This window comes from Streptomyces sp. NPDC026515, from assembly GCF_055567595.1.
Window position 1 is genome coordinate 296,593 of sequence record NZ_JBVHQD010000011.1, and the last position, 19,872, is coordinate 316,464.

Annotated in this window: 13 protein-coding genes; 6 read left to right on the forward strand and 7 right to left on the reverse strand. The window is 72.0% G+C overall.

Annotation, left to right across the window (positions count from 1 at the left end):
- Nucleotides 1-261: 261 nt before the first annotated feature.
- The 3 genes from ACZ4O3_RS24810 to ACZ4O3_RS24820 all read right to left on the reverse strand — a co-directional run bounded on the left by ACZ4O3_RS24810 (nt 262) and on the right by ACZ4O3_RS24820 (nt 3,699).
- On the reverse strand, nt 262-1,029 hold the full coding sequence (locus ACZ4O3_RS24810; protein ID WP_362722670.1) for an enoyl-CoA hydratase/isomerase family protein: 768 nt from the start codon (nt 1,027-1,029) through the stop codon (nt 262-264).
- 30 nt (nt 1,030-1,059) lie between these two features.
- On the reverse strand, nt 1,060-2,286 hold the full coding sequence (locus ACZ4O3_RS24815) for a L,D-transpeptidase (RefSeq protein ID WP_362722673.1): 1,227 nt from the start codon (nt 2,284-2,286) through the stop codon (nt 1,060-1,062).
- A gap of 177 nt (nt 2,287-2,463) precedes the next feature.
- Entirely contained in the window at nt 2,464-3,699 is a 1,236-nt protein-coding gene (locus ACZ4O3_RS24820; RefSeq protein WP_467724277.1) for a L,D-transpeptidase, read from the reverse strand.
- Between the two features lie 242 nt (nt 3,700-3,941).
- Here ACZ4O3_RS24820 and glgX point away from each other — a divergent pair, with 242 nt between their 5' ends.
- Nucleotides 3,942-6,173 carry a glycogen debranching protein GlgX gene (gene glgX / locus ACZ4O3_RS24825; protein ID WP_467724279.1) on the forward strand — a complete coding sequence of 744 codons (2,232 nt, stop codon included), beginning with the start codon at nt 3,942-3,944 and terminating at the stop codon, nt 6,171-6,173.
- Between the two features lie 181 nt (nt 6,174-6,354).
- On the opposite strand, the gene ACZ4O3_RS24830 is transcribed toward glgX, so the two are convergent.
- The 4 genes from ACZ4O3_RS24830 to ACZ4O3_RS24845 are packed head-to-tail and all read right to left on the reverse strand — an operon-like array spanning nt 6,355 to nt 9,922.
- Complete coding sequence (locus ACZ4O3_RS24830) at nt 6,355-6,999, reverse strand: response regulator transcription factor (RefSeq protein ID WP_362721716.1); 645 nt, start codon at nt 6,997-6,999, stop codon at nt 6,355-6,357.
- Nucleotides 6,989-8,257: a sensor histidine kinase gene (locus tag ACZ4O3_RS24835; protein WP_467724280.1), complete on the reverse strand. Its 1,269-nt coding sequence runs from the start codon at nt 8,255-8,257 to the stop codon at nt 6,989-6,991. The genes ACZ4O3_RS24830 and ACZ4O3_RS24835 overlap by 11 nt, the downstream gene beginning before the upstream one ends.
- Before the next feature lie 25 nt (nt 8,258-8,282).
- Nucleotides 8,283-9,017, reverse strand: a complete 735-nt coding sequence (locus ACZ4O3_RS24840; RefSeq protein ID WP_467724281.1) for an ABC transporter permease — start codon at nt 9,015-9,017, stop codon at nt 8,283-8,285.
- Complete coding sequence (locus tag ACZ4O3_RS24845) at nt 9,014-9,922, reverse strand: ABC transporter ATP-binding protein (protein WP_467724283.1); 909 nt, start codon at nt 9,920-9,922, stop codon at nt 9,014-9,016. Before ACZ4O3_RS24845 ends, ACZ4O3_RS24840 begins: the two co-directional genes overlap by 4 nt.
- Nucleotides 9,923-10,114: 192 nt before the next feature.
- Between ACZ4O3_RS24845 and ACZ4O3_RS24850 the strand changes: the two genes are divergently transcribed.
- The 5 genes from ACZ4O3_RS24850 (at nt 10,115) to ACZ4O3_RS24870 (ending at nt 19,766) form a co-directional block, all read left to right on the forward strand.
- Nucleotides 10,115-11,995, forward strand: coding sequence for an ABC transporter ATP-binding protein (locus ACZ4O3_RS24850; protein WP_467724285.1), 1,881 nt, complete (start codon nt 10,115-10,117; stop codon nt 11,993-11,995).
- Entirely contained in the window at nt 11,992-13,875 is a 1,884-nt protein-coding gene (locus ACZ4O3_RS24855; RefSeq protein WP_467724287.1) for an ABC transporter ATP-binding protein, read from the forward strand. The genes ACZ4O3_RS24850 and ACZ4O3_RS24855 overlap by 4 nt, the downstream gene beginning before the upstream one ends.
- Before the next feature lie 21 nt (nt 13,876-13,896).
- Nucleotides 13,897-15,690, forward strand: a complete 1,794-nt coding sequence (locus ACZ4O3_RS24860; protein WP_467724288.1) for an ABC transporter transmembrane domain-containing protein — start codon at nt 13,897-13,899, stop codon at nt 15,688-15,690.
- The gene (locus tag ACZ4O3_RS24865) at nt 15,687-17,429 is read left to right on the forward strand and encodes an ABC transporter ATP-binding protein (RefSeq protein ID WP_467724290.1); all 1,743 of its coding nucleotides are present in this window, start codon (nt 15,687-15,689) and stop codon (nt 17,427-17,429) included. Before ACZ4O3_RS24860 ends, ACZ4O3_RS24865 begins: the two co-directional genes overlap by 4 nt.
- Nucleotides 17,430-17,732: 303 nt before the next feature.
- Nucleotides 17,733-19,766 (forward strand): M4 family metallopeptidase, encoded by a 2,034-nt coding sequence (locus ACZ4O3_RS24870; RefSeq protein WP_467724291.1) that lies wholly within the window; start codon nt 17,733-17,735, stop codon nt 19,764-19,766.
- Nucleotides 19,767-19,872: the final 106 nt, after the last annotated feature.

The following is a 19,872-nucleotide window of genomic DNA, read 5'->3' on the forward strand; positions in this document are numbered from 1 at the left end:
CCGTGGCCGTTCCGGAGGAATACGCCCCCGCGAAGCCCCCGTCCGACATCGGCCCAACGGCATATGCCATCGGCATTTCGGTGGTGCTGACAGCCTGTCCGACCTGCGGCGACGACTCATCTCCGGGCAATCGACAGACTCCCTCGACAAGGCAGACTTAAGGGCGCGTTAAGGCTCCCATAAACCGCCCCATCGAGGGACCCGGGAATCAGACATCACGTCAATTGCAAGTGGTTCGGGACTTTCACAACGGGGCGAAGATCACAGGAACTTGGCCTTGCCCGGCCCTTCCTCCACGAAGCTGCGCATACCGCGTTCACGGTCCTCGGTCGCGAACAGCCCTGCGAACCAGTTCCGTTCGACGGCGAGACCGGTCTCCAGGTCCGTCTCGACACCGGTGTCGATCGCCTCCTTGGCCGCCCGGAGCGCGATCGCGGGCCCCTTGGCGAGCCGGGCCGCCCAGGCGTGCGCCTCGGTGTAGACGTCGGCGGCGGGTACGACCCGGTCGACCAGGCCGATGGCGAGTGCCTCGTCCGCCTTGACCATACGGCCCGTGAAGATCAGGTCCTTGGCCCTGGAGGGCCCGACCAGCCGGGGCAGCCGCTGGGTACCGCCGGCGCCCGGGATCAGCCCGAGCAGGATCTCCGGCTGGCCGAGCCTGGCGTTGTCGGCGGCGATCCGGTAGTCGGCGCAGAGGGCGAGTTCGCAGCCGCCGCCGAGCGCGTACCCGGTGACGGCGGCGACGACCGGCTTGGGAATCCGGGCGACGGCGGTGAAGGAGTCCTGGAGGTCACGGGAGCGCACGATCATGGCCGCGTGGTCCATGTTCTGCATTTCCTTGATGTCGGCCCCGGCCGCGAAGACCTTCTCACCGCCGTAGATGACGACGGCGCGAACGTCCTCGCGGCGGGTGGCCTCCTGCGCCAGTTCCTTGAGCCGGTCCTGGGTGGCGACGTCCAGGGCGTTCATCGGGGGCCGCTCCAGGCGGATGGTCCCGACGCCTTCGGAGACTTCGAGGGTCACAGTCATGACCCGCAGGTTAGCGGGCGTTCACTGCCCCTACGCGGTCCACTGCTTCCACGACATGTTCCAGCCGTTGAGGCCGTTGTCGGGAGAGACGGTCTCGTCGTGGGAGTTCTTCACGGTCACCACGTCCCCGATGATCGAGTGGTCGAAGAACCAGGCGGCCGGCACCCCCCGGTCACCCCCGCCCCGGATGTCCCGCAGCCCCACGCACCCGTGGCTGGCGTTGTAGTTCCCGAAGGCGTCCCCGCCCCAGTAGTTGCCGTGGATGAACGTGCCCGACGTGGTCAGCCGCATCGCGTCCGGCACGTCCTTGATGTCGTACTCGCCGCCGTAGCCGACGGTCTCGCCGTTCATCCGGGTCACCCGCAGCTTCTCGCTGATGACCATCTGGCCGTTCCACGTGTCGTACCCGGGCTTGCCGGTCGTGACGGCGAGGGTCTTCACGACCTTGCCGTCCTGCATGACCTTCATCGTGTGCTTCTTGGCGTCGACGATCGACACCTGGTTACGGCCGATCGTGAACTTCACGGTCTTGGCCTGCTTGCCGTACACCCCGTCACGGCCCTCGACACCGTCGAGGTCGAGCGTGACGGAGACCTTCGTGCCGGACGCCCAGTAGTCCTCGGGACGGAAGTCGAGGCGGTCGTTGCCGAACCAGTGGCCCTGGACGTCGACCGCCGGCTCGGTCTTGACGGTGATCGCCTTCTCGACGGCGGCCGGGTCGGTGATGCCCCGGGTGAACCGGATGGAGAACGGCATCCCGACGCCGACCGTGGAACCGTCCTCCGGCGTGAAGTACCCGGTGAACGTGTTCTTCGGGGTGAGCGTGGTGAACGTGGAGTCCTCGGCCGACTCACGTCCCGCGGTGTCCTTCGCGACCGCGTGCACCGTGTACTTCGTGGAGCTGGCGAGGTGGCCGGCCGGCGTCCAGCTGGTACCGCCCGCCGCGATCGTGCCGTCGACCTTGTCGCCCTTGGAGTCCTTGACCTCCACATCGGTCAGCTTGCCCTGGGCGGCGCTGACCTTGAGCGCCCCGCTGGTGTCCACGTCGGTCGCCCCGGACTTGGGGCTGATGCTGACCGTGGCGACGGACTGCTTGCTCGCCTGGGTCGTGGAGTCCTTCTCCTTGCCGGCCCCGCTCCCCTTGTCGGAGGAGCCGCCCCCGCACGCGGTGACCGTCATGAGCAGAATTCCGGCCACGACGGCCAGCCCCTTGCCCCGGGCCCTGACCGCCGCCCCCGATATCGGCCGTATGTTCAACGTCGTTCTCCCCTCCCAGGGCCTGGTCAGGCCCACCCCGGCGCGTTCCGCCCGCGCATTGGCGCATAGTAACCGGACGGTTTTGAGCTTGGTGTTGGGCGAATGTCACCGTTGCGTCGCAACTTCCGTCGCCTCGCACGGCGGTCTCCGCCCCGCACCGGACCGTCCCCCACCTGGTTACTTGACCGCGCCGCCCGCCTTCCACTCCTTCCAACCCATGTTCCACCCTCCGAGGCCATTGTCGGGAGCGACCATTTTGTCGTTGCTGTGGACGACCTCGACCACGTCCCCGATCAGGGTGCGGTCGTAGAACCAGCCGGCGGGCGTGTCCGAGCCGCCGCCCTTCACATCGCGCAGGCCCACACAGCCGTGGCTGACGTTGACGCGTCCGGGGGCGTCCGGCGCCCAGTAGTTGCCGTGCAGGAAGGTGCCGGAGTCGGTGAGCTTGAGGGCGTGCGGGACGTCGGGGATGTCGTACTCGCCGCCGAAGCCGACCGTGCGGCTGTTCATGCGGGTCACCTCGTGCATCTCCATCACCACCATCTTCCCGTTGTAGGTGGTGTGGGCGGGCGCGCCCGCGGTGATCGGCACGGTGGAGAGCAGGGTGCCGTCGCGGCGGACCTCCATCGTGTGTTTGGCCGCGTCGACCAGGGAGACCTGGCTGCGGCCGACGGTGAAGGTGAACGTCTTGTACTGGAGGCCGTACACCCCGCGGGCCCCTTCGACGTCGCGGAGTTCGAGGCCGACGGTGACGACCGTGCCGGGCTGCCAGTAGTGCTCGGGGCGGAAGTCGAGCCGGTTCTTTCCGAACCAGTGCGGCCGGATCTCGACCGCGGGACTGGCGCTGACCCGGACGGCGCGTTCGACGGCGGCCCGGTTGTCGATGTCGCGGCTGAAGGCCAGGGAGACGATCATGCCGGTGCCGACGACGGCGCGGTTCTCGGGGGTGACGTATCCGATGAAGCGTTCGTCGGGGACGAGTGTGGTGAAGGTGGTGTGGCGGGCCGAGCGGCGGCCGTCGCGGTCCAGGGCGACCGCGTCGACCGTGTACTTGGCGGCCAGCGCCAGTTTCGGGTCGTCGGGCTGCCAGGTCGTGCCGTTCGCGGCGATGTGCCCGGGGACCGGGGAGTCCTGGGCGTCCTGGGACTTGACGACGCTGACGGATTCCAGGCGGCCGCCGGGTACCCGTACCGTCAGCCGTTCGGCCGGACGTACGGCTCTGGTGCCGTCGTCCGGGGTGATGCGGATGACGTCCTCGGGAGCCGGGGGTGCGCCCCCGAGGACATGGCCGATGCCGAGCCCCTCCGTGTCGTCGGAGGAGCAGCCGGCGGCTCCCGCCAGCAGCGCCGCCCATGTCAGTGCCGCGGCCAACGCGGCCCCCGCGCGCCGTGCGCGCCCTTGTGGATGACTCACATGGGACTCAACGACCGGGGCCGCCCCGGGGAAACGTGAGTGCGACGCCGGCACTGGGCAGAACAGAGGGAAGGACGACGAGCTGGGGAGCCGCCGCGCCCGTGCGAGAGCCGTCGCGGGCGTGCCGTAGCGAGCCGCCGACCGTGCCCGGGACCGGGAGTCCGGGCGCGGTCAGCTGCCCGGACACGGGTGAGGTGCGCCCCGGGGGTCGGCGAGCCGCGGAACAAAAAAGGGGCCGACAGGTGACGAGCGCAGCCGAGCAGCAGGGGGCACGGGCGCGGGCCCCGAAGGCGGAGGCCCCCGTGGTGAACGGGACGGCCCTCCCCGTCCCGGCCGCCTGGCCGGGGTCGTCGACTCCGCTGGGCGCCCGGTTCCGGGTCGGCCCGGACGGGGTGGCCGGCACCAACTTCGCCCTGTGGGCGGCCGGGGCCGAGGCGGTCCGGCTCTGCCTCTTCGACGAACAGGGCCGGGAGACCCGGATCCCGCTGACCGAACTGACGCACGAGATCTGGCACGGGTTCGTGCCAGGAGTGCTGCCGGGGCAGCGGTACGGCTACCGGGTCGACGGCCGCTGGGACCCGTGGACCGGCGCCCGCTGGAACCCGGCGAAGCTGCTGCTCGACCCGTACGCGCGTGCGGTGGACGGTGAGTTCGGCCTGCCGCCGGAGGTGTACGGGCACGTCCGCGACTGGCCCGACCAGCAGGTCGCCGACACCGTCCGGGACGACCGGGACTCGGCGCCGCACATCCCGAAGGGCGTGGTCGTCCACGACGACGACGACTGGTCCGACGACCACCGCCCGAAGACGCCGTGGGCGGACTCCGTCATCTACGAGCTGCACGTGCGCGGCTTCACCAGACTGCACCCGGGCATACCCGCCGAACTCCGCGGCACCTACGCGGGGCTGGCCCACCCGGCCGCCGTCGAGCACCTCGTGAACCTCGGCGTGACGGCCGTGGAACTGCTGCCCGTGCACCAGTTCGCGCACGAGGACCACCTGCTGAAGCGGGGCCTGAGGAACTACTGGGGCTACAACTCCGTCGGCTATTTCGCCCCGCACGCCGCCTACGCCGCCTCCGGTACGACCGGACAGCAGGTCGGCGAGTTCAAGCGGATGGTGCGCGCCCTGCACGCGGCCGGCATCGAGGTCATCCTCGACGTGGTCTACAACCACACGGCCGAGGCCGGGGAGCTGGGGCCGACGCTGTCCCTGAAGGGCATCGACAACCGGGGGTACTACCGGCTCCAGGACGACGCCCGGCACTACGCCGACTACACCGGCTGCGGCAACACCCTGCACGTGGTCCGGCCGCACGTCCTGCGCCTGATCACCGATTCCCTCCGCTACTGGGTGACCGAGATGGGCGTGGACGGGTTCCGCTTCGACCTCGCCGCCGCGCTGGCCCGCTCGATGCACGACGTCGACATGCTCTCCCCCTTTCTCGCGGTGATCGCCCAGGACCCGGTGCTGCGCCGGGTGAAGCTGATCGCCGAGCCGTGGGACGTGGGCTCCGGCGGCTACCAGGTGGGCGCCTTCCCGCCGCTGTGGACCGAGTGGAACGACCACTACCGGGACGCCGTCCGGGACTTCTGGCGCGGCGCCCTGCCCGACGTCCGCGACCTCGGCTACCGCCTCTCGGGCTCCAGCGACCTCTACGCCTGGGGCGGCCGGCGGCCCTACGCCTCGGTCAACTTCATCACCGCGCACGACGGTTACACCCTGCGCGACCTGGTGTCGTACCAGGCGAAGCACAACGAGGCCAACGGCGAGAACAACCGCGACGGCGCCGGTGACAACCGCTCGTGGAACTGCGGGGTGGAGGGCGAGACGGCCGACGAGGACGTACGGGCGCTGCGCAGGCGGCAGTTGCGGAATCTGCTGACCACCCTGCTGCTGTCGACGGGCGTTCCGATGCTGGTCGCCGGCGACGAGCTGGGCCGTACCCAGCGGGGCAACAACAACGCCTACTGCCAGGACAACGAGATCAGCTGGCTGGACTGGGAGCTGCTGGACGACCCGGACTGGCGGCCGCTGTTCGACCTGACCTCCCGGCTGATCCGGCTGCGCCACCGCCACCCGGTCCTGCGCCGTCGCGCCTTCTTCTCGGGCCGTGCCCACTCGGCGGACGGGCTGCGCGACCTGGCCTGGTTCACCGCGCGGGGCGAGGAGATGACCGAGGGCGACTGGTACGCGCCCGCCGCCACGCTCGGCATGTTTCTCTCCGGGCGGGACATCCCCGGCCGCGACGAGCGCGGGGCGCCGGTCCTGGACGACAGCTTCCTGACCGTCCTGCACGCCGGCGGCCGGCCGGCGGAGTTCCTGCTGCCGGGCCCGCCGTGGGCGGAACGGTACGAGGTGCTCGTCGACACCTCACGGGAGGAACAGAGCGAGGCACCGGGCGTGGTGCACGAGGCCGGGACGGCGATCACGGTGCCGGCGCGGGCGGTCCTGCTGCTCAGGGTGGCCGGCTGACCGGGCTAGGGGGTGTTGCGAAAGTCCCGTCGTTCGCCCGGAGGGCGGGCCGTGCGGCGTCAGGTGCGTGCTCCCGGCGTGCCGGGCGCAAGTCCTCGTCCTGGATGTACTCGGGCTTTCGCCCGGTGCGGCGAGAGTGCGTGCACGGCGTGTACCGCAGACGGGACTTTCGCAACACGCCCTAACCGAGGATCCCCCGCTGGTAGGCCGTCGCGACCGCCGCCGCGCGGTCGTTGACGCCCAGCTTGGTGTAGAGGTGGGTGAGGTGGGTCTTCACGGTGGCCTCGCTGATGAAGAGTTCGCGGGCCACCTCGCGGTTGGAGGTGCCCCTGGCGACCAGGGCCAGGACCTCGCGTTCGCGGGCGGAGAGCGGTTCGTTGCCCGGGGCGCCGGGGGTGCGGACGGCGGTGACCAGGCGGGAGGCGACGGCCGGGGAGAGGACGGTACGGCCCTGGGCGGCGGCGCGGACGGCGGTGAAGAGCTCCTCGCGCGGGGCGTCCTTGAGCAGGTAGCCGGTGGCGCCGGCCTCGATGGCGGGGAGGGTGTCGGAGTCGGTGTCGTAGGTGGTGAGGACCAGGATCCTGGCGCGGGTGCCCTGCCGGGTCAGTTCCCGGATGGCGTCGACTCCGCCGCCGCCCGGCATGCGCAGGTCCATGAGGATGACGTCGGGGTCGAGGGCGCGGGCGAGCGCGACGGCCGCGACGCCGTCCGGGGCCTCGTCGAGGACCGTGAACCCGGGTGCGGACGTGAACATGCCGCGCAGGCCGTCGCGGACGACGGGGTGGTCGTCGACGATCAGCAGGGAGATCGGGGGGTCAGCTGTCATGGCGGACCAACGGTACGCGTGCCGACAGGGCCGTGCCGAGTCCCGGTTCGGACTCCACGGTCAGAGCACCGGCGATGCGTTCGGCGCGGGCCCGCATCCCGTCCAGGCCGAAGCCGCCGGCGCTGCTGCGGGCGGGCAGGGCGAGGAGGTCGAAGCCGGTGCCGTCGTCACGGATGTCGAGGATCACCTCGTCGCCCAGGTAGGAGAGGGTGACGCCGACGCGGGAGGCGCGCGCGTGCCGGGCCGCGTTGGACAGGGCCTCCTGGACGATGCGCAGGAGCGTGGCGGCGACCTCCTCGTGGAGGTGCTCGGCGGTCCCGGTGAGGGTGAACTCGGCCCGGGTGTCGGTCCGTTCGCCCCATTCGCTGACCGTCTTGCGCAGCGCCTCGGGCAGCCCGTCGTGCTCCAGGGCCACCGGGGCCAGGTTGTGCACGGAGCGGCGGGCCTCGCCCAGGCTGTGCCGGGCCAGCGCCAGGGCGCGGCCCACGTGCTCCTCGGCCGCCTTCGGATCCGGGGTGTTGGTGACGACCTGGAGCTGGGCGATGATCCCGGCCAGGCCCTGGGCGATGGTGTCGTGGATCTCGGCGGCCAGCCGCCGCCGCTCGTCGGCGACCCCCGCCTCCCGCGCCTGGACGAGGAGCTGGGCGTGCAGCGCCGCGTTCTCGTCCAGGGCCTGGCGCAGGGCGGCGATGGTCTCGGTGCGCTCGCGGGACCGCTGTCTCTCCTGCTCGTTGAGGTGGGCGATGGCCATCTGGAGAACGGAGTTGACGGGCAGCAGCACGCCGAAGAGGACCCACTGGAGCACGCTGTGGAACGGCATCCCGCCTGCCTGCGCGCCGGCCACGGTGACCGCGCTCGCCAGCAGCCCGAGCCGCCGCCACCGGCGCGGCAGCAGTTCGTCGGCGTCCATGTAACCGGTGGCGGCGTAGAACGCGAAGAACGGGTTGAGCCAGGCGAGCGCGAAGGCCAGGGCCCACCGGACCACGTAGTACCCGCCCCCGGCCGGGGTGGGCGTACGGCCGCGGTCGGGGCGGCGCGACCGGGTGCCGTGCCACCACAGTTGGAGGACGACCGCGGCGCCGGTCAGGGACCAGGCGGTCGACCACACCGCACGCGAGGTGTGGGGATCGGCGGTGGCGATCCCGAGGACGACACTGATGCCGAGGAACCCGAACGGCCCCCAGGTGTGCAGTTGCTCCCAGCGCCGGTCGATCCGGCCGTCGTCCCCGCCGTCGGACCCGCTGTCGTCCTCGGTCATGTCCCCAGTCTGCACGGCCGGCCGCCTACTCCCAGCGGAACCAGCGGGCGGCACCGGCCGTCAGCAGCACCGCCCAGACGGCGAGCACGCCCAGGTGGTCCCAGCCGGGCCAGTGACCGGCGGCGGCCTGGTCCAGGGCGCGGGCCGCCGCACCGAACGGGGTCAGCTGGACCACGCAGGCCATCGCGTGCGGCATCTCCCGCACCGGCAGCCACACGCCCGCGCAGAACATCATCGGGAAGAACACCGCCGAGCCGATCGCGCCCGCGATCTTCGTGGTGCGGGACAGCGCGGAGACGAGGGAGCCGAGAGCGAGGGCGGCCGCGGTCGTCAGCAGCAGTGCCAGCAGGTAGCCGCCCGGCTGCCGGGGCAGCCGCACGTCGAAGGCGAGCCGGCCGACGACGAGCGCGAGCAGCGCCGAGCCCAGTGCGACCGTGCCCGTCACGACCATCTGCGCGGACAGCAGCGCGGAGGGCCGCACGGGGGTGAGCCGCATCCGCCGCAGGATGCCCCGCTCCCGGTGGCCGGTCAGGACCTGGGGCAGCGACTGCACCCCGGACATGATCAGGGCGATCAGTACGGCGACGGGGACGTAGGCGTCGACCGGCCGCAGCCCGCCCAGCGACTTGTCGGCGTCCCGGAACGAGGGGATCGAGCCGAGGATCACCAGGAGCAGGGTCGGGAACAGGAAGATCCAGAAGACCGCGCCGGGTTCACGGCGGAACAGCCGGAACTCGGTGCGCAGGACGGCGGTGTTCATACCGCTTCCTCCTTCGTCAGGTCCAGGAACGCGTCGTCGAGGGTCGCGTCCACGACCCGGAGCTGGTGGGCGGTGACGCGGTGCCGGGCGAGCAGGGTGATGACCGCGTTCACGGTCTCGTCGGTGCCGGAGAGGGTGACCCGGCCGTCCCTGTGCCCGATCGAGGCGAGGGCCGGGAGCGCGGCCAGATCCTCGTCGTCCAGCGGGACGGAGGGGGTGAAGCTGATGACGGTGGCCCCGGCGGAACGGCGGATCAGCCCGGCCGGGGTGTCCAGGGCTGCCACCCGCCCCTTGTCGATCACCGCGATCCGGTCGCACAGCCGCTGCGCCTCCTCCATGAAGTGCGTGACCAGCAGGACGGTGACGCCGCGGTCCCGGACGTCCTCGATCAGCTCCCAGGTGTCCCGCCGGGCCCGCGGATCGAGCCCGGTGGTCAGCTCGTCGAGCACCACGATCCGGGGGTTCCCGATCAACGCCAGCGCGATGAACAGGCGTTGCCGCTGACCGCCGGAGAGCTTGCCGAACCGGGTGCCGAGCTTGTCGGTGAGCGCGAGCCGTTCGGCGAGCGGGGCCCATGGCAGCGGGGCCGGATAGAAGGAGGCGTACAGCTCCAGGGCCTCGCGGACGCTGAGTTTGGGCTGCAGCTCGCTCTGCTGGAGCTGGGCGCCGAGGACGCGGGCGACCTTCTGGTGCTCGGAGACGGGGTCGAGCCCGGTGACCCGGACGCGGCCGCCGTCGGGCACCCGCAGCCCCTCCACGCACTCCACGGTGGTGGTCTTGCCGGCGCCGTTCGGCCCGAGGATCCCGAAGATCTCCCCTTCCTCGACGGCGAGACTCACCCCATCCACGACGGGGTGGCCGCCGTACGACTTCCGCAGGTCTGTCACTTCGATGACGGATGGCATGGACCGAGGGTCCCGTCCGGGCCCGGTCCGGCACATCGTCCGCCCCGCTGGAAGCGGCATCGGCCGATCGGCTGATGCGGCGGATCCGGTGGTACGACCCCCCGAACGTGCTGGTCGTAGGACCACCGGCGGACCGCGGTCCGGCCGAAACTCGGTAGGCGTTGTCAGTGCCGATCCGTAGGCTCGCTCCTGATGCCTCCGACACGTGCAACCACCAAGGACCGGTCCGCCCTCCGTTCCCTTCTGCGCCTGTGGCCGTACGTGCGGCCGGTGCGGGTGCGGCTGTCCGTCGCGGCGTTCGTGGCCGTGATCGCCTCCTGTACCGGACTCGTCATCCCGCTCGTCCTCAAGTGGATGGTGGACGGTCCGGTGGCCGACCGGGACCCCGGCGGGGTCTGGCTCGGCGCGCTGTACCTGCTGGTGCTCGGGCTCGCCGAGGCGCTGCTCTTCGGGCTGCGGCGCTGGCTGGTGGCCAGACCCCTCTCGCACGTCGAGGCGGGCATGCGGGCGGACCTCTACGGCCATCTGCAGCGTCTGCCGGTCGCCTTCCACGACCGCTGGGCCTCCGGCCAGCTGCTCTCCCGGGCCACCACGGACCTGATGCTGCTCCGCATGTTCCTCGCCTTTCCGCTGACCTTCCTGCTGGTCAACGGAGTGACCATCCTCGTCGGCGTGATCATCATGCTGCTCCAGGACTGGACGCTGGGCCTGGTCATCCTCGTCCCCACGATCCCCGTGATGGTGACGTGCGCGATCTTCGAGAAGCGGTACGCGGCGGTGGCCCGGCTCGCCCAGGACCAGGTGGGCGACCTGACGACGGTGGTCGAGGAGAGCGTGCTCGGCATCCGCATCATCAAGGGGTTCGGCAGGCACCGCAGCCAGGCGCGCGCGTTCCGCGACCTGGTGCGGACGCTGCGGGGTACGGAGCTGCGCAAGGCGCGGATGCTGGCGGCGATCTGGGGCGTCATCGTGACCCTCCCGGAGCTGGCCATCGGGGCGGCGCTGCTGTGGGGTTCGGTCCAGGTCGCGGAGGGTGAGCTGAGCGCGGGAACGCTGGTGGCGTTCCTGTCGACGGCACTGGCGCTGCGCTGGCCGGTGGAGTCGATCGGCTTCCTGCTGGCGATGAGTCAGGAGGCGGCCACGGCCACCGAACGGTACTTCGAGGTGCGGGACGCCGCGCGGGAGGACGCGGTTCGGAAGGACGCGGATTCGGGTGCGGGCCGGTGGGGGCCGAGCGCGCAGTTGCCCGCGCCCCTTCGGGGCGCCGCAGAGTGCCCCGTCAGGGGCGAGGGGAACCCCGCGGGCGGCCCCCACGCGCACGCGGCCGACAACGATGGCATCCGCTTCCACTCCGTCTCCTTCCGCTATCCGGACGCCTCCCCCGACTCGCCCCCCACCCTCGCCGAGATCGACCTCCACATCCGCCCCGGTGAGTCCATGGCCCTCGTCGGCGCCACCGGCAGTGGGAAGACCACGCTCACCGCCCTCGTCCCCCGCCTGCACGAGGCGACCTCCGGACGGATCACCCTCGACGGCCGGGACATCACCGCCATGCCCCGCGAGGAGCTCCGCACCCTGGTCGCCGTGGCCTTCGAGGAACCCACCCTCTTCTCCGCCTCGGTCGGCGAGAACGTCCTGATGGGCGCCGAGGCCGGCGCCGGCGAACCGGAGCTGGACCGGGCCCTCGCCGTCGCCCAGGCCGACTTCGCGCACGCCCTCCCGCAGGGCACCGCGACCCAGGTCGGCGAGCAGGGCCTCACCCTCTCCGGCGGCCAGCGCCAACGCCTCGCGCTCGCCCGGGCGGTCGTCGGCCGGCCCCGCTTCCTCGTCCTCGACGACCCGCTCTCCGCCCTGGACGTGCACACGGAGGCCGCCGTGGAGGCCGCCCTGCGCGACGTGCTCGCCGACACCACCGCCCTGATCGTCGCCCACCGTCCCTCCACCGTCCTGCTCGCCGACCGCGTCGCGCTGCTCGCCGGCGGCCGGGTCACCGCCGTCGGCACCCACCAGGAACTGCTCCGCAGCAACGCCGAGTACGCCCACCTGATGTCCGGGGAGGATCACCGCCGATGACCGCCGCCACCTCCCTGCCCGTCCCCGACGAGGACGACGAACTCCCCCGCCCGAAAGCGGCCGGAGGCGCCGACGCCGCGACCGCCACCGGCGACCCCTTCGACCGGGACGTGCTGCCCGTCCCGCCCGGCGCCACGGCCGCCCTCCTGCGCTCGCTCCTCGCGCCGATGAAGGCGCGGGTCGCCGTGACCACGCTCCTGCTGCTGTTCCAGCAGGCGGCCGCGCAGGCCGGCCCGCTGCTGGTGGCGTACGCCATCGACCGTGCCGTACCGGCGTTCCGCCATCACGACCACGGCCCGCTGATCGCGGTGGCGGTCGGCTACGGCCTCAGCGCCCTGCTCTCCGGCGGCCTCCAGTACGCCTTCATCGAGGCCTCCGCGCGCGTGAACCAGGACGTCCTCCTCGACCTGCGCGGCCGTATCTTCCGCCACGCACAGGCCCTGAGCGTCGACTTCCACGAGCGCTACACGTCGGGCCGGCTGATCTCCCGCTCCACCACGGACGTCGAGTCGCTGCGCGAGCTGCTGAGCGAGGGCCTCCAGGAGCTGGTCACGGTCATCCTCTCGTTCCTGTACATCTCGGCGATGCTGCTCTGGCTGGACCTCGGCCTGGGCGCGGTGGCCGTGGCCTCGTTCGTGCCGCTGTACCTGCTGGTCCGGCTGTACCAGCGGCGTGCGGTACGGGTGTACAAGAAGCGGTCCACGGCGATCGCCGCGGTGATCGTGAAGTTCGTCGAGACGATGAACGGCATCCGCCCGGTGCGCGCGTTCCGCCGGGAGGCCGCCAACGACGCCGAGTTCGCCGTGCTCAACCGCACCCACGAACGCACCAACGGCGACGCGCTCCTCGAAATGGCGCGGTACGTCGTCGGCTCCCGGCTGGTCGCCAACACCTCGGTCGCGGTGATCGTGCTGTGGGGCGCCTACCGGGTGGCGTCCGGTTCGCTGGAGCTGGGCGTCCTGGCGGCGGCCGTCCTGTACCTGCGCCGGCTGTACGACCCGATCGACCGCCTCGGCATGTTCCTCAACTCCTACCAGTCGGCGGCCGCCTCGCTGGAGAAGATCGCGGGCCTGCTGGCGCAGACCCCGTCCGTGCCGGAGCCCTCGGTCCCCAGGGAACTGCCCCCGCCCGCGAGCGAACTGCCCGGCCGCGAGGTCGTCTTCGACGGCGTCCGCTTCGCCTACCGCACCGGCGGCGAGGTGCTGCCCCGCTTCGGCCTCACCCTCCCGGCCGGGCAGACGGTCGCGGTGGTCGGCTCCACCGGCGCCGGCAAGTCGACCCTCGCCAAGCTGCTCGCCCGCTTCTACGACCCGACCGACGGACGGGTCCTCCTGGACGGCGTGGACCTGCGCGAGCTGAGCGTGCCCGAACTCCGGCGCGGGGTCGTGATGGTCACCCAGGAGGCGTTCCTGTTCTCCGGCACGGTCGCCGAGAACATCGCCATCGGCCGCCCGGACGCCACCCGCGAGGACATCGAGCAGGCGGCCAAGGCGATCGGCGCACACGAGTTCATCGCCGCACTGCCCGACGGCTACGACACGGACGTCCGCAAGCGCGGCGGGCGCATTTCGGCGGGGCAGCGCCAACTGGTGGCCTTCGCACGCGCCTTGCTCGCCGACCCGGCGGTGCTGATCCTCGACGAGGCGACCAGTTCCCTGGACATCCCCGGGGAACGGGCCGTGCAGCGGGCCATGTCGACGGTGCTGAAGGGCCGTACGGCGGTGGTCATCGCGCACCGGCTGTCCACCGTGGAGATCGCCGACCGGGTGCTCGTGATGGAGCACGGCCGGATCGTCGAGGACGGCCGCCCGGCCGACCTCATCACGGGCACCGGCCGGTTCGCCGATCTGCACCGGGCGTGGCGGGACAGTCTGGCCTAGCGGGGAGACGGGGGTCGCAAGGTGATCGACGCGTACGAGGATCCGGGCACGCCCGACACGCGCGGGGGCTGGTCCTACCTGTGGTGGCTGGTGCGCTGCCAGCCGGGCCGCTCGCTGGCCGGGGCGCTGCTGGGCAGCGCCTGGCTGACGCTGATGGCCGCGACGCCGTACCTGATGGCCCGGGCCGTGGACGACGGCCTGGTGCCGGGGCGCATGACGGTGCTGGCCGGGTGGACTGCGGCGATCTTCGTCCTCGGGGCGGTCAACGCGTGGCTCAGCATCATGCGTCACCGCACGATGACCCGGGTGCGCATGGACGCGTACTTCCGCACGATCAAGGTGGTCGTCGGCCACGCGGTACGGCTCGGCGCGGCGCTGCCCCGGCGGGCGGGTGCCGGTGAGGTCGTCACGATCGGCGTCGGTGACGTCCACACCATCGCGCAGGCGCTGACCGTCGTCGGCCCCGGGGTGGGCGCGGTCGTGGTGTACGGGGTGGTGGCCGGTCTGCTGGTGCCGATCTCACCCCTGCTGACCGGCGTGGTCCTGCTCGGGGTGCCGGTGGTGGCACTCCTCGCGGGTCCGCTGACCCGCCGGCTCCAGGGCAGGGAGACCGAGTACCGGGAACGCCAGGGCGTCCTCACGGCCCGCATCGGGGACCTGGCGGGCGGCCTGCGCGTCCTCAACGGACTGGGCGGCAAGGGCCTGTTCGCGGACGCCTTCCGCAAGGACTCGCAGCACCTGCGCGCCCAGGGCTACCGGGTGGGCGCGGTCGCCAGCTGGGTCCAGGCCCTGGGCGTGGGCCTGCCCACGGTGTACCTGGCGGTGGTGACCTGGCTCGCCGCCCGGATGGCCGCCCGCGGCGAGATCACGGTGGGGCAGCTGGTGTCGGTGTACGGCTATGTCGCGGTCCTGGTGGGCCCGGTGGCGTTCTTCCTGGACATGGGCTACCAGCTCAGCCGGGGCGTGGTGGCCGCCCGCCGGGTGGTAGGCCTGCTGCGCCAGGCCCCGGAGCCGGACCGGGGCACGGAGCGGGCTCCGGCCGAACCGGCGCCCCTGCACGACCCGGAGTCGGGGGTACGGGTCCGTCCCGGCCGCCTCCAGGCCCTGGTGGGCGCCAGCCCCACCGACACCGCGACCGTGATCGACCGCCTGGGCCGCTACACCCGGTCGGACGCGACCTGGGGAGAGGTCCGCCTGGACGCCGTACCCCTGTGGGAGGTCCGTTCCCGCATCCTGGTGGCGGACAACGAGTCCCACTTCTTCGCCGACACCCTCCGCAACTCCCTCAGGGGCGCGGGGCCGTACCACATGTGCGGCCGCCGCCGCGTGGGCGCGACAGGCCCCCACTCCCCGGCACCCGCCGCCGCCCCCTCACCCGAACCTCCTGACGCGCGAACCGCCCAAGCCCTCCACGCGGCCGCGGCGAACGACATCGTCCAGGCCCTCCCGAACGGCCTCGACTCGGAGCTCTCCGCCCAGGCCCGCAACCTCTCCGGCGGCCAGCGCCAACGCATCCGGCTCGCACGGGCGTTGCTGGCCGATCCCGAGGTCCTCCTCGCCGTGGAGCCCACTTCGGCCCTCGACGCCCACACCGAGTCCCTCGTAGCGGAGCGCCTCCACCGCGCCCGGTCCGGCCGCACCACTCTCCTCACCACCACCTCCCCCCTGATGCTGGCCCGCGCCGACGAGGTGATCTACCTGGTCGAGGGCAAGGTCGCGGCGACCGGCACCCACGAGGGCCTGCTGGAGTACGAGCCCGGCTACCGCGCCCTGGTGGCCCGGGACTCGCAGGACGAAGAGGAGGTCGTGCGGTGACCACGGGCCGGCTTCCCGTCGCGGAACGGGCCGACGTGCGCCGGGCGCTGCTCCGCCTGGTGCGGGCGGACCGCGCGGCCTTCTCGGCCGCCCTGCTGCTGAACGCGCTCGCCGCCGGCACCGGCCTGGCCGGCCCCTGGCTGGTGGGCAGGATCGTGGACGCGGTGCGGGCCGGCCGTGGTGTCGGTGCCGTGGACCGCCTCGCCCTGTGGATCCTGCTCTGCTCGCTCGCCCAGCTGCTGCTCGCCCGCTCCGCCCGCTACCTCGGCCACCGCTTCGGGGAGCGGACCCTGGCCCGGGTGCGCGAGGAGTTCGTGGACCGGACGCTCGCGCTGCCCGCGTCGGTCGTGGAGCGGGCCGGCACCGGGGATCTGACCGCGCGCGGCACCTCCGACGTGACCACCGTCGGCACCACCCTGCGGGACGCCGGACCCGAACTGCTCGTCTGCTCGGTGCAGGCGCTGTTCGTGCTGGCCGCGGTGTTCGCGCTGGACCCGGTGCTCGGCGCGTTCGGGGTGCTCGGGCTGACCCCGATCTGGCTGGCGCTGCGCTGGTATCTTCGGCGGGCCCGGGACGGCTATCTCGCGGAGGGTGCGACGACGTCCGGGGTCGCGGAGATCGTCACGGCGACGGTGGCGGGCGCGCGCACCGTGGAGGCCTTCCGGCTCCAGGAACCACGGATCACGGCCTGCCGGGACGCGCTGGAGGCCAACCGCAAGGCCCGCTTCCACACCCTGTACCTGCGGACCGTGTTCTTCCCGGCGGTCGAGGTGTCGTACTCCGTGCCGGTGGCCGGGGTGCTGCTGGTCGGCGGGCTGCTGCATGCCGGGGTCGGTGTGGTGGTGTCGGCGGCGCTGTATCTGAGGCAGTTCACCGAGCCGCTGGACCAGATTCTGATGCGGGTGGAGCAACTCCAGGCCAGCGGCGCCTCGTTCGCCCGGGTGGAGGGGCTGGCCCAGGCCCCGCGGACGGCGCCGGACGGCGGGTCGCCGGCTCCGGCGGACGACCGCATCGATGTGCGCGGGGTGCGGTTCGCCTATGAGCGCGGCGGCGAGGTGCTGCGCGGGGTGGATCTCACGGTGCGGCCCGGGGAACGGCTCGCGGTGGTCGGGCCGTCCGGCGCGGGGAAGACGACACTGAGCCGGCTGCTGGCGGGCGTCGACGCGCCCGGGTCGGGCACGGTGACCGTGGGCGGGGTACCGGTCGCCGGCCTGGAACCTGACGTTCTGCGCCGCCAGGTCGTCCTGGTCACGCAGGAACACCATGTCTTCCTCGGCACGGTCCGGGACAACCTGCTGATCGCCGAACCGGCAGCGAGCGACACGGACCTGTGGTCGGCGCTGACGGCCGTGGGAGCCGACGGCTGGGTCCGCGGGCTTCCCGGCGGCCTCGACACCGTGCTCGGCGCGGGCGGTCGCGCCACGGACGGCTCCCAGGCGCAGCAGCTCGCGCTCGCCCGGGTGGTCCTCGCGGACCCGCACACCCTGATCCTGGACGAGGCGACGGCGCTGCTGGACCCGGCGACCGCCCGGCATGCCGAGCGCGCACTGGCCGCCGTGCTGGCGGACCGCACGGTCATCGCCATCGCCCACCGGCTGCACACCGCGCACGACGCCGACCGGGTGGCCGTGATGGAGGACGGCCTGCTCACCGAACTCGGCACCCACGAGGAGCTGGTGGCCGCGGGCGGGGCGTACGCGGCGCTCTGGGCGACCTGGCACGGCGACAGGAAGGTCTGAGGCCGGGCCACTTGCCGAACGGGCCACTTGCCGAACGCTCCGCATACCGAACATGAACATCCGGTCAACGAACGATTTCCGGCCAAATTCATGACGCGGTCCTGACAGATCGCGTTTTCTGGTGCCACTCTTCCCACGGCCGGCTCACAGCAACCCCACAGATCCACCCGTCGCTGCCGGGTCCGGCACTGCACGCGTACGTGGTTCCGCGTTCCACCTGTTCCGAGTTCTGCCCGGACGGCCCACCCGCCCTCCGGATCTCCCCTGGCCGTGTGATCCGCGGCCACGCAGAAGGAGTCAGTGTTGAGAAGCAGTTCCTCTCGCAGACGCACCCCCCACCGCACCGCAGTAGTGGCCCTCGCGGGCGTCGCCGCCCTGATCGCCGCGGCCGTCCAGTCGGGCGCCGCCAGCGCCGCCCCCGCCGCGCCCCAGGCCGGCAAGGTCAACCCCGCGCACGTCGCCGTGAAGCTCTCGCCCTCGCAGCGCGCGCAGCTGCTGCGTGACGCGACCGCCGACCGGGCCGCCACCGCCAAGGCCATCGGCCTCGGTTCACAGGAGAAGCTGGTCGTCAAGGACGTCGTCAAGGACGCCGACGGCACCGTCCACACCCGCTACGAGCGCACCTACGCGGGCCTCCCGGTCCTCGGCGGCGACCTGATCGTCGACTCCGCCGGGTCGGGCGCCACCGAGCGTGTCGTCAAGGCGAACAACGCCACGCTCAAGGTCGCCGACCTGACCCCGGCGGTCAGCGCGGCGAGCGCCGAGAAGACGGCCGTCTCCCGCGCCAGGGCTCTCGGCTCCACCAAGTCGGCCGCCGACGGCGCCCGCAAGGTGATCTGGGCCGGCTCGGGCACCCCCGTCCTCGCCTACGAGACGATCGTCGGCGGCTTCCAGGACGACGGCACCCCCAACCAGCTGCACGTCGTCACCGACGCCGCCACCGGCAAGAAGCTCTTCGAGTACCAGGGCATCGAGAACGTCACCGGCACCGGCAACACCCAGTACAGCGGGACGGTGTCGCTGTCGACCACCCAGTCGGGCTCGACGTACAACCTGACCGACGGCGACCGCGGCGGCCACAAGACGTACAACCTGAACCACGGCACCTCGGGCACCGGGACGCTGTTCTCCCAGTCGAGCAACACCTGGGGCAACGGCACCACGTCCAACGCCGCCACCGCGGGCGCGGACGCGCACTACGGGGCCGCGGAGACCTGGGACTTCTACAAGAACACGTTCGGCCGCAGCGGCATCAAGAACAACGGCGTCGGCGCCTACTCCCGCGTGCACTACGGCAACTCGTACGTGAACGCGTTCTGGGACGACGGCTGCTTCTGCATGACCTACGGAGACGGCTCGGGCAACGCGGACCCGCTGACCGCCCTGGACGTGGCGGGCCACGAGATGAGCCACGGCGTCACCTCCAACACCGCCGGCCTCAACTACAGCGGCGAGTCCGGCGGCCTGAACGAGGCCACCTCGGACATCTTCGGCACCGGCGTGGAGTTCTACGCCGCCAACTCCTCCGACGTCGGCGACTACCTCATCGGCGAGAAGATCGACATCAACGGCGACGGCACCCCGTTGCGCTACATGGACAAGCCCAGCAAGGACGGCGCGTCCAAGGACAGCTGGTACTCGGGGCTCGGCGGCCTGGACGTGCACTACTCGTCCGGTCCCGCGAACCACTTCTTCTACCTGCTGAGCGAGGGCAGCGGCGCCAAGGTGATCAACGGCGTCAGCTACAACTCGCCCACCGCGGACGGTCTTCCGGTGACCGGCATCGGCCGGGACAAGGCACTGCAGATCTGGTACCGGGCGCTCACCACCAAGTTCACCTCGACCACCAACTACGCCGCCGCCCGCACCGGCACCCTGGCGGCGGCCGGTGAGCTGTACGGCACCACGAGCACCGAGTACAAGGCGGTGCAGGACGCCTGGGCGGCCATCGCGGTCGGTTCCCGCTCGGGCGGTGGCGGCGGTACGGGCACCTCGTACGAGAGCACCACGGTGGTGTCGATCCCGGACAACGGGCCCGCGGTCACCTCGTCGATCACGGTCTCCGGACGCACCGGGAACGCGCCGGCCAACCTCCAGGTGACGCCGAACATCAGCCACACCTGGCGCGGTGACCTGGTGATCGACCTCGTCGGTCCGTCCGGGACGTCCTACCGCCTCAAGGCCTTCAGCTCGTCCGACTCCGCGGACGACGTGACGGACACCTACACGGTGAACGCCTCGTCGGAATCGGCCAATGGGACCTGGAAGCTGAAGGTCCAGGACCAGGCCGCACAGGACACCGGAAAGATCAACAGCTGGAAGCTGACCTTCCCGTAAACCGCAGGAGACGGGCACGAGTCACGGGCGCCGTCCGGGGGTTCGACTTCCCCCGGGCGGCGCGCGTTTTACATGTCCGCAACGTTCACCCGACACCTGCTTTTCG